The organism is Sulfuriflexus sp. (assembly GCF_032250955.1).
Classification (GTDB): Bacteria; Pseudomonadota; Gammaproteobacteria; order AKS1; family AKS1; genus Sulfuriflexus.
In genome coordinates this window covers 19,910-35,014 of record NZ_JAVVES010000005.1, presented here as the reverse complement: position 1 = coordinate 35,014, position 15,105 = coordinate 19,910, and the positions used below count along the sequence as shown (strand labels likewise).

At 50.2% G+C, this 15,105-nt stretch carries 12 protein-coding genes; 4 read left to right on the top strand and 8 right to left on the bottom strand.

The features are described 5' to 3' along the window. Positions 1-17: 17 nt before the first annotated feature. Entirely contained in the window at positions 18-506 is a 489-nt protein-coding gene (gene ectA, locus RQ738_RS01490; RefSeq protein ID WP_314161609.1) for a diaminobutyrate acetyltransferase, read from the bottom strand. 199 nt (positions 507-705) lie between these two features. Here ectA and RQ738_RS01485 point away from each other — a divergent pair, with 199 nt between their 5' ends. The 3 genes from RQ738_RS01485 to RQ738_RS01475 all read left to right on the top strand — a co-directional run bounded on the left by RQ738_RS01485 (position 706) and on the right by RQ738_RS01475 (position 2,500). Next, positions 706-1,143 carry a chemotaxis protein CheW gene (locus tag RQ738_RS01485; protein ID WP_314161608.1) on the top strand — a complete coding sequence of 146 codons (438 nt, stop codon included), beginning with the start codon at positions 706-708 and terminating at the stop codon, positions 1,141-1,143. Then, complete coding sequence (locus RQ738_RS01480) at positions 1,140-1,730, top strand: MarR family transcriptional regulator (RefSeq protein WP_314161607.1); 591 nt, start codon at positions 1,140-1,142, stop codon at positions 1,728-1,730. Before RQ738_RS01485 ends, RQ738_RS01480 begins: the two co-directional genes overlap by 4 nt. Before the next feature lie 407 nt (positions 1,731-2,137). Beyond that, complete coding sequence (locus RQ738_RS01475) at positions 2,138-2,500, top strand: TusE/DsrC/DsvC family sulfur relay protein (RefSeq protein WP_314161606.1); 363 nt, start codon at positions 2,138-2,140, stop codon at positions 2,498-2,500. 51 nt (positions 2,501-2,551) lie between these two features. On the opposite strand, the gene RQ738_RS01470 is transcribed toward RQ738_RS01475, so the two are convergent. From RQ738_RS01470 to pgi, 3 genes are all read right to left on the bottom strand, one after another. Next, a complete protein-coding gene (locus RQ738_RS01470) occupies positions 2,552-3,079 on the bottom strand; it encodes an Hsp20/alpha crystallin family protein (protein WP_314161605.1) in 528 nt (175 codons plus the stop codon). 333 nt (positions 3,080-3,412) lie between these two features. Then, entirely contained in the window at positions 3,413-4,420 is a 1,008-nt protein-coding gene (glk, locus tag RQ738_RS01465; RefSeq protein WP_314161604.1) for a glucokinase, read from the bottom strand. Positions 4,421-4,429: 9 nt separating this feature from the next. Beyond that, a complete protein-coding gene (gene pgi / locus RQ738_RS01460; protein ID WP_314161603.1) occupies positions 4,430-6,091 on the bottom strand; it encodes a glucose-6-phosphate isomerase in 1,662 nt (553 codons plus the stop codon). A gap of 303 nt (positions 6,092-6,394) precedes the next feature. Between pgi and RQ738_RS01455 the strand changes: the two genes are divergently transcribed. After that, the gene (locus RQ738_RS01455) at positions 6,395-8,032 is read left to right on the top strand and encodes an alpha-D-glucose phosphate-specific phosphoglucomutase (protein WP_314161602.1); all 1,638 of its coding nucleotides are present in this window, start codon (positions 6,395-6,397) and stop codon (positions 8,030-8,032) included. Positions 8,033-8,044: 12 nt separating this feature from the next. Here RQ738_RS01455 and RQ738_RS01450 read toward each other — a convergent pair whose 3' ends face one another. Genes RQ738_RS01450 through glgC form a run of 4 tightly spaced genes read right to left on the bottom strand, consistent with a single transcriptional unit; the run spans position 8,045 to position 14,981 of the window. Next, on the bottom strand, positions 8,045-10,471 hold the full coding sequence (locus RQ738_RS01450) for a glycogen/starch/alpha-glucan phosphorylase (RefSeq protein WP_314161601.1): 2,427 nt from the start codon (positions 10,469-10,471) through the stop codon (positions 8,045-8,047). Between the two features lie 46 nt (positions 10,472-10,517). Beyond that, the gene (gene malQ, locus RQ738_RS01445; protein ID WP_314161600.1) at positions 10,518-12,011 is read right to left on the bottom strand and encodes a 4-alpha-glucanotransferase; all 1,494 of its coding nucleotides are present in this window, start codon (positions 12,009-12,011) and stop codon (positions 10,518-10,520) included. A gap of 2 nt (positions 12,012-12,013) precedes the next feature. Continuing rightward, entirely contained in the window at positions 12,014-13,723 is a 1,710-nt protein-coding gene (locus tag RQ738_RS01440; RefSeq protein ID WP_314161599.1) for a glycoside hydrolase family 57 protein, read from the bottom strand. Then, positions 13,713-14,981 carry a glucose-1-phosphate adenylyltransferase gene (gene glgC / locus RQ738_RS01435; protein ID WP_314161598.1) on the bottom strand — a complete coding sequence of 423 codons (1,269 nt, stop codon included), beginning with the start codon at positions 14,979-14,981 and terminating at the stop codon, positions 13,713-13,715. Before glgC ends, RQ738_RS01440 begins: the two co-directional genes overlap by 11 nt. Between the last annotated feature and the right edge of the window lie 124 nt (positions 14,982-15,105).

Genomic DNA, 15,105 nt, shown 5'->3' with positions numbered 1-15,105 from the left:
TTCTGTATGTTCCGGGGTTACTTAAAGGGGCCGATCCTGACCAGCATTTCGGAATCGTGCTTGCCGTCGAAATGCCTTTGCCGGTCAAACAGCAGAGAGCTTGTGAGCCCGGTATCAAGCTTTTGCGCCAGTTTTTCAAACAGCGCCCATGAAGCCTTGTTTGATTCGGTGATCGTGGTCTCGATGTATGCAACATCAGCGTTGTCTGCGCGCTCAAGAATGTCTTGCAACATTCTGGTCGCGAGGCCCTGGCCGCGTGCCTTTTCGCCGACGGCAACCTGCCAGATAAACAACGTCTCCGGGCGTTCCGGCAGCCGATAGCCGGAAATAAAGCCAACCAGCTCATCTTCCATTACGGCCGCTACCGAGGTCGTGGCGAAATGCGTGCACTGCAGAAGATTGCAGTAGACAGAATTCTGGTCCAGTGGCGGGCATTGTTCGACCAGTCGAAATACTGAAATTCCATCTTCAGGCGCGGGGGGGCGCAGCTCAATTGTTTGGGGCATATAAATATACTACCTGCTATAAATAAGTAACTTTAGTTGACTAAACAAAAAAGGTGGGGATATTTACCCATATTTCAAGGATAAACTCATATATGTACGTATTTCTTCGTGGCTTAATGTTATTTTGTTTAGTGTTGTAAGTATTGTACACTAACTACCCTTAATGTCCAGTTCAGAAGAAATGTATGCGTGTACATAGATGAGTAACTCAGCTTCAGAAGACAAATGGATCAGCTTTCGCCTGGGAACAGAAATGTATGTTCATCCTGTTGATTCTATTAGAGAAATAATCAACTACGAGTCCCCTGTTCCGGTGCCCGGAGCAGACCGGGAAGTAGAAGGTATCTTGAATGTGCGTGGCGAGGTTATCACCGTGATCTCCGGCCAGGTGCTGCTCGATATCGAAGACACGGTCCCCGACAAGGACGGCAATATCATTATTCTGGATACCACGGCCGGGCAGATCGGTCTTAGTGTTAATGCCGTTGATGAAATTATTACTCTCGAATCAACGCAGGTAGATACCAGGCAGGAGGCAACCGGGAGCAACTTCATCAAGGGAACGGTGCGCCATAACGATGGCCTGTTTATCCTCATTGACCTGTCCGATTACCGCCAGGAGAGTCATGAAATATGAATGAAATTATAGGTTTATTACAAGACCCGTTATATAATCTCAAGGCTACAAGGCATGAAAAGGGTATTATTTTGAATCGTATTGAGGAAGTACTCGTGGCGCTGCGTCGCGTTATCAGGGCAACCGATTTGCATTCAAAACATCTGGCTAAAACGACCGGGCTGACTGCACCCCAAATTTTGCTGTTGCAGACGATTCGCAACAAGGGTGAAGTGACTATCGGCGAGCTGGCCAGCGACATTAGCCTGAGCCAGGCAACGGTAACGACAATCCTCGACCGCCTCGAAAAGCGGCATCTTGTTTATCGTGAACGGTCAAAAGAGGATAAGCGAAAAGTTCATGCTTATCTGACCGATGAAGCCTACGAGACCTTAAAGAATGCGCCTATCCCCTTGCAGGAACAGTTCACCCGCCAGTTTAGTGAATTGCAGGAATGGGAACAGACCATGATCATTTCATCTCTACAGCGCGTCGCACAAATGATGGATGCACAACACATTGATGCTTCGCCCGTGCTTGATGTAGGCACATTGGATAGACAGAGCACTGCTATTGCCGATCCGGAAGCATACGCTGATACGAAGTAACCTCTCTCTAGGCCGAAGGTCCTGTCCCGACGCATCATCCGGCACGGATACCTGGAGCAACGTGGCCTTAATCGGGCAGCGATTTGCACAAGCCTGTCTGTAACTGATACACATTCGCCTTAGGGGGCTGGTCAAAATAATATTTACATTCGGCCGCGCCTGGCCCATCACTGCTGTGTTGCGTTTCCTGGCAAGGACCCTGCCATTACCTGCGAAACGCGCCTTGCATTGATGGCCCAGGCACGCCCTCGGTGTTGACAACATTATTTCGACCAGCCCCCTTCTCTCCCTCATAAAAATTAAGAACGCATAGGCATTATTGCTATCTTTACATGCCCACAGCTTGCTGTATAAATTTTTCAGGATCGGATAAGGCAACGACGATGACTGTTACAGGAGAAACATACATGAGTATTACAGTAGGCGACAAAATCATTAAAACAGATGAGGAAGGATATTTAGTCAACCGTGAAGACTGGAGCGAAGAAGTCGCTGAAGAACTGGCACTCAAGCACCTGGAAGACGAGCATCTGCCATTAACTGAAGATCACTGGGGGCTTATCGAGTATTTCCGCGATTACTATGCTGCGGAAAAAACCCATCCCAGTATGCATAAGCTCGTTATGACGCTGGGAAAACAGCACGGCAAGGAATTTCATGAGCGCAAGGCCTATGAAGACTATCTGTATAAACTGTTTCCGAAGGGTCCTGTACCAGAACTCTGCAAGCTCGCCGACCTGCCCAAACCAACTAATGAATTTGAAGGATAACAAAGCTGCTACTGGTCTTAATGACCAGTAGCGCATATGAGGCTGTCTACCTTACTCGATCTTGATGCTATGTCTTTTGGCTTTTTCGACTTTTGGCATTGTCAATTCCAGCACGCCATCACTGAATCTGGCCTTGACTGCATCTGAATCCACGTAATGCGGGAGCGCTACCGTACGAGAAAATTCACCCCGTGAGATTTCACAACACAGATAGTCGCCCTTTTCCTTTTTCTCCTCACGCTTTGTCTCGCCTTTAATGGTCACCCGGTTATCAGATACAGTGACATCAAGATCATCTTTATCAATCCCCGGAACCTCGGCGCGCACGACGACCTCATCATCGCGATCGATTATATCCACTTTCGGAATACGTGCTCGGAGTGGCATGGCATTCTCACCCCACATCGGCCATTCCCGGCGAAAGGGTCGCATCCAGCCACGCGGCATAAACCCCTCGAACATGGTATCAAACATTCGATCCATATCCTCAAAGGGGCTGATAGCATGCGTTGGCGTCACAGACTGTATTTCCTTCCCGGTCTGCGATTCTTGAGTGCGCTTTCTGACTTCTTTGTCCATAACAGTTCTCCTTCCTAAAGTTGATTAACATCAGCATTGTTCATACCCGGCACAGGGAGTAAATAAAACCATGTGTTATTGAATCTAAATCCCCTCACCCTAACCCTCTGATAAAACTACTAACCATTCGCTTAAGCTGTCATACGACGACAGCCAAGGCGCAGGTTATCCCGAAGGGAGAGGGTATTAACGGGATAGCAGTGCAATTACTTATAATAACCGCTGGACAAATACAGCTATATAGCGATGTTTACGTATTCTGAAAGTAAGGAGGGGTAAAGGAATATCCAGATGCACTGAATGCAGCACAGTCAGTATCTCGCGTCTGAACAGTCACCTGACCTGCAGGTAAAATTGGCGAGCATGGACGATGGCCCCTTCGAGCCCGGGGTGCGCAGCCAGAACAAGGTAAACCGGCAGACCTTGCAGGTTATCATGCATCGGCCCCTTATTAGTGAAAGCATGTATAAATGCCGGGCATGCCAGTGCTGTCTTTATCTTCTGGGCGATACCACCTGCCAGGTAGACCGCATTGACGGGATAATAATGCAGGGTGATATCAGCTGTAACCGAGCCGTAAATTTCAATAAAACAGTTCACTGTCTGCACACAGAGTTCATCTGATGCCGCGAGGGCGTGACGGGTGATGACGCTGGCCGGGTCTGTAGTGCGCATGAATGCGCGGACGCCTTCAGATTCAGGCAAACCCATGACCTCTACATGGAACCGGTAAATCGTGTGCAGACCCGTCCCGGACAAGAGCATTTCAGCGCTTACATGCCCGTGCTGCGGCTGCATCCAGGCAAGCAGCTGCCTCTGTACTTTTGTTTGTGGTGCAAACCCGGCATGCCCGGCTTCGCTACTGAATGCCTGGTAATGATCGCCCTGCCACACAAGGTGTGAGGCGCCCAGTCCCGTGCCGGCGGCAACGATGACGGCATCACGCCTGGCATCCAGAGCAGGCTTGTTGTTGCCCTCCTGGAGAACGAGGAGTTCATCGGCCTTTAGATCGGGTATGGCATAGGCGGCGGCAACCAGATCATTAATCAGGGTGACACGTTGGGTTTGCAAGAGTGTAGCCAGTTCCTGCTCACAGACCTTCCAGGGCAGGTTTGTGAGTGCGGCACAGCCCGAGATAACCGGCCCGGCGACGGCCAGGCAACATGCATCCAGCGGTTCCTGGATCTCGTATAAGGACAGGAAGTCCTCAATGATACTGATGAGACTGGAATAATCAGCACTGGCGTATATCTTTTCATACCGGAGATGTGCTGAGGTATCATCTTGTATGAAGGCCAGACGTGTATTTGTGCCACCTATGTCACCTGCCAGGATACGCAATGATTTTCTCTACTTTTGCATCTGTTTTACAGGGCGGTGCTGCTTGTAATAATTGATCAGGCCATTCGTGGAGCAGTCATGCGTGTCTACCTGTTCAGTATCATCCAGCTCGCTTAAGATAGTTGTTGCCAGTTGCTTGCCTAGCTCGACACCCCATTGATCAAATGAATTGATGTTCCAGATAATCCCCTGCACGAAGATTTTATGCTCATAGAGTGCAATAAGCGATCCCAGTGTCCTTGGCGTCAGCGTAGTGAATAAAATCGTGCTGGTGGGCCGATTACCCGGAAATATTTTATATGGCAGCAATTTGCGAATATCTTCATCAGGCATACCGGCAGCTTCCAGTTCCTGGCGCGCCTCGTGTTCCGTCTTGCCGCGCATAAGCGCCTCCGTTTGCGCAAATACATTCGACATCAGGGCACGATGATGACGTGCGATACAATGGAAACTCGTAATTGGCGCAAGGATATCGGCTGGTACCAGCTTGGTGCCCTGGTGAAGCAGTTGAAAAAAGGCATGCTGGGCAGCGATACCAATCTCGCCAAACAATACAGGACCGGTTGTGTAATCAACTTCTTCAGCATCCCGGTCGACATACTTGCCATTACTCTCCATATCTGCCTGTTGCAAATAGGCCGGGAGGCGATGCAGGTGTTGATCATAGGGCAGGATTGCCATGGTCTGGGCATCAAAGAAGTTGTTATACCAGACCCCGAGCAAGGCCATCATGACCGGGATGTTCTTGTCTGGCGGAGTATGCCTGAAGTGCTTATCAACATCACAGGCACCATCCAGAAGCTCATCAAATTTTTCTGAACCGATGGCGATGACAATAGACAATCCAATTGCAGACCAGAGCGAGTATCGTCCGCCTACCCAGTCCCACATCTTGAAGATGTTCCCGGCAGCAATGCCAAACTCCCTGGCCAAGCCTACATTCGATGTTACCGCGCAGAAATGTCGGTGGATATCCTCATCACTGCCAATATCGTTAACATACCACTGCCGGGCAGTTTCAGCGTTCATCATCGTGTCCTGGGTCTTGAAGCTTTTGGATGCAATGATAAAAAAGGTTGTTTCCGGGTTCAGGAATTCGAGTATGTCATTAATATGGTTCTCATCCAGGTTTGACACAAAATGGACATTAAGATCATGCAGCGCATAAGGCCTTAAGGCCTCATTAACCATCAGCGGGCCAAGATAGGAGCCGCCGATGCCGATATTGACAACATCTGTTATCGGTTGACCGGTAACACCCCGCCACTTCCTGGTGCGTATCTCTTCAGCCAGTATTTTCACTTTCTGTCGTTCGTTGTAGACTTCATCACTGACATCAATACCGTCAATCATAATAGGGCCATTACCACACGATCTTAATGCTGTGTGCAGTGCGGCACGATTCTCGGTATTGTTGATCTTGTCGCCAGAAAACAGTCGCTCAATCCAGTCCGGCAAGTCCCGTTCTTCGGCAAGCTTCAATAGCAGACTGACTGTCTCATCTGTAATGCGATTTTTAGAATAATCATAAAGAATATCATTGATCTGTAAAGAGAACCTTTCGAACCTGCTCTGATCGGCGTCAAACAGGTCACGCATGTGCACATCCTTGATGCTGACATAATGGTCTTTTAGTTGTGACCACGCCTTAGTCTGCGTTAATTTAGACATCGTCTACCTCTTCCATTTCCGGCCCTGTCGACTACCTGTTAGCAATTTTCATTCCATAACAGGCACCGAGCTGAACTGCGCCCCTTTGCTCAGTATAATTGATTACTCTGGAAAGCACAGGCGATGAATAACAGGCTTTATGCACATTTTTTGTTCGCCGATGACAACCATGCCCTGAAACAAGGCATGGTACACATGCGTTATAATCCTGAGTCGTGAATAATTGTAAAATATGTGATAGTAAGTTGGCCTGTCTTATGCGTATTCTTCAATAAGTATTTATCCGAGGCGCCTGGAAATAAAATGAATATCCATTCTGTAACAACCGAGCCATTTGACGATCAGAAACCAGGTACGTCTGGCCTGCGAAAAAAGGTCCACGTATTTCAAAAAGAGCACTACCTGGAGAATTTCGTCCAGTCCATTTTTGATTGTGCGGATGGCTTGAAAGGCGCACTCCTCATCGTGGGCGGGGACGGGCGCTACTACAACTCGCATGCCATTCAAACCATCCTGAAAATGGCCATTGCCCATGGAATCAAACACATAAAGGTCGGACAATCTGGCCTGTTATCTACCCCGGCCACCTCTCACCTGATACGCAAATACCATGCTGCAGGCGGTATCATACTCTCCGCGAGTCATAATCCAGCGGGAATCGACGGTGACTTTGGCATCAAGTTCAATATTGCCAATGGCGGTCCGGCGCCAACCACACTCACAGATGCCATTTATGCACAAACCCTGCGCATTGACCATTATCAGATTGCCTCTATGGATGATATCTGCCTTACCGAACAGACCCGCCTGCAGTTCGGTGAGACCCTGATTGAGGTAATTGACCCGGTTAGAGATTATGCGGATCTGATGGAAAAGATATTCGATTTTGGCAAAATCAGGGCTCTGCTCACATCCGGAATGTTCAGTATGTGCTTTGATGCCATGCATGCCGTCACCGGCCCCTATGCCAGCGAGATTTTCGAAACCCGACTCTCAGCCGGCACCGGCTCGGTCATAAACAATATCCCGCAGGAAGACTTTGGTGGCGGCCATCCTGACCCGAACCTGGCCCATGCCGATGACCTTCTGGCGCGTCTCAATGCCAGTGGCACCGCACCGGACATAGGGGCTGCCTCCGACGGTGATGGTGATCGTTACATGATCCTGGCACAGCATTTCTTCGTCAATCCGAGTGACAGCCTGGCTATTATGGCAGCCAATGCCCACCTGCTGTCCGGCTACAAGAATGGTCTGAATGGCGTGGCCCGCTCGCTGCCGACCAGTCGCGCTATCGACACGGTCGCCGAAACCCTGGGGCTGGAGTGTTATGAAACCCCGACGGGCTGGAAGTACTTTGGAAACCTGCTGGATGGCCGGCGCATTACCCTCTGCGGCGAGGAAAGCTTCGGCACAGGATCTGATCACATACGCGAAAAAGACGGTATTTGGGCAGTATTATTCTGGCTGAACCTGGTGGCTATCAAACAGCAATCAGTCGAGACAATCACCCGTACGCATTGGGCCCGATTTGGCCGGCATTATTACACCCGCCATGATTATGCAGGCATTGACAGTGACCTCGCAGAGAAATTGATGGAATATTTACGTGAATTCGTCAAAAGCGCGGCGGCTACAGGCTACCTGGGGCACGAGATCACCTATTGCGATGACTTTAGTTACACTGATCCGGTTGATAAAACCGTCGCCACCCGACAGGGCATAAGACTCATTTTCAGTAATGGCTCACGTATCGTTTATCGCCTCTCTGGCACCGGCACTGAAGGCAGTACGCTGCGCATATATATGGAACGTTACGAGACTGATCCACTATTGCACGATCTTGATACACAACAGGCATTAGCAGAGGTCATTGCTATAGCCAGAGACATCGCCAAAGTCGAACAGCGCTGCGGGCGCAAGCAGCCTGACCTGGTTACCTGATGCTCATCAGCTTTACAGTTTCCATATATCGTCATTATATTCCTGAATCGTTCTGTCGGTAGAGAAAAACCCGCTGCTGGCAGTATTGTGAATACTCATAGCTGTCCAGGCGTCCTGGTCCTGGTAGGCATGCGAGACCCGCTCCTGGGCATCCACATAGCTCCTGAAGTCAGCCAGTGTCAGCCAGGGGTCATGAGGATTGAGCAAGGAATCAATAAGCCCATCAAATATCCCGGCCTCGAAAGGATTAAAATGCCCGCACTGCAGCAGATGCATAACGCGCTTCAGCTCTTCATCATGCTCTACCAGGTGCCTCGGGTCATAAACCGCACGTTCTGCAATGACTTCTTCGGCCTTGAGGCCAAACAGGAAAAAGCTGGATTCCCCCACCGCGTCAAGTATCTCGATATTGGCGCCATCATAAGTGCCGATGGTCACGGCGCCATTCATCATAAATTTCATATTCCCGGTTCCTGATGCCTCCTTGCCGGCCGTGGATATCTGCTCTGACAGGTCGGTACCCGGACAGATCACCTCCATTTTGGAAACCCCGTAATTTGGAATAAAGGCAAACTTCAGAAGATTAGCCACCTGCGGGTCACTATTGACCATATCAGCAACATTATTCGCCAGCTTTATGATGTTCTTTGCCAGCACATAGCCTGGTGCCGCCTTGCCACCGATGAGGACGCAGCGGTTAGTCCAGTGTTCGGTGTCACCGCGTTTTATACGGTCGTAAAGATGGATAACATGCAAGATGTTCAATAATTGACGCTTGTATTCATGTATGCGCTTTACCTGCACATCGAACAGGGAACGTGTATCAAAGTCGACGTTACAAGACGCCTTTACCAGCTCAGCGAGACGTCCTTTATTCTCCTGCTTGACGGCGCGCCAGCGGGCGGCGAAGACCTTATCTGTAACAAAGTCCTGGAGTCGGGAGATGTTGCCATAGTCATGCACCCAATCAGGGCCAATCTTCTCGGAGATGAGCGCGCTCATACCGTGGTTCGCATGCGCAACCCAGCGCCGCGGCGTTACCCCGTTGGTTTTATTGTTGAATTTTTCAGGCCATAACTCATAAAAGTCCTTGAAAAGACCGGCCGTCAGCAGCCTTGAATGCAATGCGGCGACACCATTTACCGAGAAACTACCGACAATCGCGAGGTAAGCCATGCGTACCTGCTTGACCTCGCCCTCTTCAATGATTGACATCCTTGCCAGACGTGCTGTGTCACCCGGCCAGTTGCCGGCCACGATCTTGAGAAAATGTGCATTGATTTCGTAAATTATCTGCAGCAAGCGGGGCAATAATTTTTCAAACAGGCCAACCGACCACTTTTCGAGGGCTTCCGGCAGGAGGGTGTGGTTTGTATAAGCCATGGTTTGACTGGTTATCGACCAGGCATCATCCCATGACATATTTTTTTCGTCCATCAGCAAACGCATTAGTTCGGCGACGGCAATGGTTGGATGGGTGTCGTTCATCTGAAAGACATTTTGCCGGGCGAACTGACTATAATCATTGTCCTCGCTGTTTTCCCACATCCGCAGTACATCCTGCAGACTCGCCGAGGCAAGAAAGTACTGCTGTTTCAGCCGTAACTCTTTGCCGCTTTCACTGGCATCATTCGGGTACAGTACCATGGTAATGTGCTCAGCATCATTCTTGGCTTCGACCGCTTCGGAATAGCTGCCAGCGTTAAAGTCTTCGAGGCTGAAGACATTGGTTGCCGTCGCTGACCATAGACGTAAGGTGTTAACCGTTTCGTTTTTATGCCCGGAAACAGGTAGATCATAGGGGATCGCCAGGACATCTTCAGTATCAAGCCAGACATACCGACTCTTACCCTGGGCATCGGGGAGATTCTCGACTCGTCCGCCAAATTTTATCGTCTGCGTAAATTCAGGTCTTTCCAGTTCCCACGGATAGCCATCACGCAACCAGTGATCAGGCTCCTCTACCTGGTAGCCATTTTCTATATTTTGCCTGAACATGCCGTATTCGTAACGGATGCCGTAACCGATCACCGGCAATTCGAGATTGGCGCAACTGTCCATAAAGCAGGCGGCAAGTCGGCCGAGACCGCCATTGCCGAGCCCGGCATCTACCTCTTCGGTCATCAATTCTTCCAGGTTCAATGCGAACTTGTTCATGGCCTTTTCGGACTCGGTATCGAGACCGAGATTTAAAATATGATTTCCCAGCGAGCGGCCAATCAGAAATTCGAGAGACATGTAATAAGCCTTGCGCACGCCTTTTTTTTCATAGACCTTCCAGGTGTTACGCCAGTCAGTCATGAGCCTGTCGCGAACGGTTAGTGACAAGGCTTCATACAAATAGATCGGCTGGCAGCCCACAAAGCGTCCAAGATGACGGGTAAGATAACGCTCAAAATCCGCCGCGATTGATTCGCTGTCACTTGGCAGTTTTTTCATTACGTATGGTTTTTCACCGCATATTATTTTGTCACTCGGCATACACTCACCTTTGGTACAAGCTTATTAAACTGGTTGTCTTGTCGATGGTCTCGGGTTTCACCTGTTTCCAGTTAAAACGCCAGCGCCAGTTATCACCTATTGTTCCCGGCCTGTTCATGCGCGCTTCGGCATCAAGCATAAGCAGATCCTGCATGGGAATAATGCAGAGAAAGGACACCGACGAAAGCGCCATGCGTAACATAGCCGCGAACCTGTCTTCGACAGAGTCGCTACGGCAGCCGGAGTAAGCCATGAAAAATTCATTATTATAATTCGTCTCGTCCTTTATCCAGGCGAGTGTCGTCGTATTATCGTGCGTGCCGGTATAGATCACATCCTCCTGGCGATGCAGGTGCGGCAAATGTGGATTGTCGGTGCTGCCATCAAAGGCGAATTGCAAGACTTTCATGCCCGGCAGACGGAATGCATTTTTAAGCTCAATCACTCGATCAGTGATGACACCGAGATCCTCGGCAACGAGTGGCAATGGTTGAAACTGCTCATACAGGGAAGTTAATAATTCACTGCCTGGCACATCCTGCCATTGCCCGTTTTCTGCGGTGTCGTCCTCCACAGGAATCTCCCAGCAGGCATCGAGCCCCCGAAAGTGGTCCAGTCGAACCAGGTCGAATAGCTCCAGTTGGGTGGCAAAGCGGCTTTTCCACCAGTCGAAACCGTCTTGCTGCATGAACGACCAGTCATAAAGCGGGTTACCCCAGCGTTGCCCGGTCGCGGAGAAGGCATCAGGGGGCACACCGGCAACAAACTCCATTTCACCATCATTGTTAACCAGAAAATTGCGTCGCTTCGCCCAGACATCCGCACTGTCATGGGCCACGAAGATGGGCATGTCACCAAACAGCTTTACATTATGCCGCGCCGCATAATCACGCACCTCGTGCCATTGGGTAAAGAATATAAACTGCTCGAATATGACCTGTTCTGTCTCATCTGCCAGCTCGGTAGCGGCTGATTGCATGGCTTGCGGCCGACGCTGGCGGACTGACTCTGGCCACAGATACCAGGGTCTGGATTGATATTTTTTCTTCAGCGCCACGAACAGCGCATAGTCGTTTAGCCAGGCGACATGCTCAAGCTTGAATGCAGCCAGCCTGTCTTGCCACTTCTGGCCGGCATCCTTGTTAAACTTGAGTCCTGCCTGCTTCAGGCATAATGGTCGATAGTGCTCGTCGGTGGCTGCCAGCCCCAGGCATTCCATGTTCAGCCAGCGACGATCAACCAGCCAGTCCAGGCTGATAAGCTCAGGATTACCGGCATGTGCCGACAGGCACTGATAGGGTGACCTGTCCTCATGGGTTGGCCCAAGCGGCAGCATCTGCCAGACCTTGAGACCGTTAGCATGAAGGAACTCAATAAACCGGTAGGCCTCATGGCCTATATCACCATTCAGGTACGGGCCAGGCAAGGAGGTCGGATGCAGTAATATGCCTGCAGAACGGCTTGTGGCTATCGATGCATGTTCGCCACTGACAACCATGATTATTCGTGTTTTCCGGGTAGCATTGCACCGCCCATTGCCGGGGTGCCGCTACCAAATGAAAACGGCCGGGTAAGATATTCAGGAACTTCAACCTCCAGCAACTGGTAAAGATTACTCAGATGCAGCCTGAACTGTTCATCAAATGCCGCAACAGCTTCCGGAGAGTTGTATTCACCTAACCACCAGAACCAGTCAGAGCTTTCACAGGTAGCCAGTTGCATCATCGCCGCATGTAACTTTTCATCGTCCATCTTGCCCTCCTTGACTACCCGGTCATAATGCTTTTTTGCCTCTACCAGCATGTCCCATGCACGATTCTTGTCCTTTTCGCCTATCCAGGTCGAAAAGGTGCCGTAAACCCAGCTTCCCGCGACGATCTCGGGCAAGACTACCTTTTTCTTGCAGGTGGAGAGATATTCGCTATAAGTGGTGAGCTTCAGGCCCGGGTGCTGGGAAAGCTTTGCGTACAGCGCCGACAGAAAGTAATAGCCGTTCTCGGGATAATATTCCCAGGCATTTTCACCATCGAGGATAATGGATACCACTGCATCAGGTTTATCGGCACAGTTTTCGGCAATGTCCTCCAGATGGTGGATCAGGTTAGCCACAGCATCGTCTGCATGCCAGTCTGAATACTTGAAACCAATCAGATCGGAAAGACCATCATCACGGAAAAAACAGGCTGTTTCCTTGTCCCTGAAGCGGTATACATCATGGATACAGCCATTGGCGTCAAGATTTGATTTTTGCAGTGAGTTTCTGAGCACGGTTTCACCGCTTGCCAGCCATTTCATTCCCATCCCGGCAATCAGCTCGATTGTTTCAGCACTGATACAACCCTCGGATGGCCAGCAACCTGTCGGTGCAACACCGAAATGTTTCTCAAATACCGCCAGGCCTTGTTGCATGTGCCAACGGCTCCTTTCCAGTCCGCCAGGATAGGCTGCAGCCAGTGGCAGATCGACGTCCGGCATGGCCTCTTCGGCACTCTTGATGTCTATCAGCAGCGGTATAATCGGGTGCGCATAGGGCGTCATGGAAAGCTCGATGCGACCGCTTTCCGCCAGCCGGCGATAACGCCCGATTACGCCGCTAATCAATTCATGTATCAATTCAATCAACGTATGCCGGTCGTGAATACTGAAGTGCCGGGCGTGATGCATAAGGGCCTTTACCCGCTCATCATTCTTGCGGACGGTCTCCGCCACCCACACCAGGTGATACCAGACAAGGATGTCGGAAAAGTACTGTTCCGAGAAATAGGCCAGTTTATCCGGATTCTCAATTGCCACCTCAGCCATTTCGGCCAGGGTGTTAAAGACATCGAAGCGCTGGATCAGGCGTTCCTTGTTGGCGCGCAGGCAGGCCTTGACTAATTTCAGACGTTCATCCGGGTCCAGCTGCAATACCGGATCGGCGAGGGCCGAGAGGAGCGGATCGCGCAGGGCCTTGCCATGATGCAGGTAGTTCTCCAGCTGGCTGGCATAATCATCGATTTGCTCCAGCAGGATCGGCGCAAAGTTGACCACTGCCCTGGCGCTGTCATTATTTTCCAGGTGCGCCGCCATATCGACATAATCCTTGATGGTATGCAGATATGTCCATGGTAAATGATACTCGCCGTTGCGAAGGTCGCGGTAGTCCGGCTGGTGCATATGCCAATAGATAACAACATTCAAAGGCTGTTTCCCAGGTGTTTCAACGGACATGGTGCAGGGCCTGCCCGAGCATGTCCGGTGTTACCAGCACAACACCATTTGGAGATACATAGTAATTTTTTCTGTCTTCAGCTTCATTTTCCCCAATCACCATACCATCCTTGATTTCACAGCCTTTATCGAGCACGGCATGGGAAATTCTACAATTCTTGCCAATGACAACATCGGGCAATATGACAGAGGAATCTACCTGGGTATATTCATTTACACTGACATTTGAGAACAGCAGTGAGTGCGTGATTCTGGCCCCGGAGATGATACAGCCGCCGGAAACCATGGAATCGACGGCCATGCCACGACGGTCGTCATCGTCAAAGATGAATTTTGCTGGCGGCAATTGTTCCTGGCTGGTCCAGATCGGCCACTGATCATCATACAGATTCAACTCCGGGGTCACGCCAATCAGCTCAAGGTTCGCTTCCCAGAATGAATCTACGGTGCCCACATCCCGCCAGTATTCCTGAATGCCTGTTTGTGAATTCGTGAACGGATAGGCATAAACCCGGTAATTTTTTATCGCTTCCGGGATGATGTCGTGGCCGAAGTCATGACTGGACTCCGGCGTGTCGGCATCGCGAATCAATTGTTCAAAAAGGAAGTCGGTATTGAAAATATAAATACCCATTGAGCATAATGCCTGATCATCTTTACCCGGCATCGGCTCCGGAGAAGCCGGCTTTTCATCAAAACTCAGGACACGCATATCCTCGGCAATGCCGATTATGCCAAAGGCGGAAGCCCCTTTTATAGGCACCTCGATACAGCCCACCGTTACATCGGCCTTTTTCTCGACATGCTTGGCCAGCATCGCACCATAATCCATCTTGTATATGTGGTCACCAGCAAGTATTAGTACGTATTCCGGGGAATGGGCACGGATAATGTCCAGGTTCTGGTAGATCGAATCGGCAGTACCGGCATACCAGGAGGCCTCGATTCGTTGCTGAGCCGGCAACAATTCCACAAATTCACCAAACTCGCCACGTAAATGCCCCCAGCCTCGCTGGATGTGTAAAATCAGTGAATGTGCCTTGTATTGCGTCAGCACACCAATGCGCCGGATACCTGAATTAATACAATTTGATAAGGGGAAATCAATGATCCGGAACTTGCCGGCGAATGGCACGGCCGGCTTGGCCCGCCATTGCGTCAGGTCCTTTAAACGCGCGCCGCGTCCCCCGGCCATGATCAAGGCAAGGGTATTCCTTGTCAGGTTACTGATAAAACGCTGTGATCTATGCGGCTTCATTAATTCTCTTCCTGCCATCGAGTATGGATCGAACCATTCTGAATCAATTAAGGCCTGATTCTTATATGTGTTATTACGGTAACTGCAAGAAACAAGCCATATAAAAGCGCCTAATCCGGTGCTT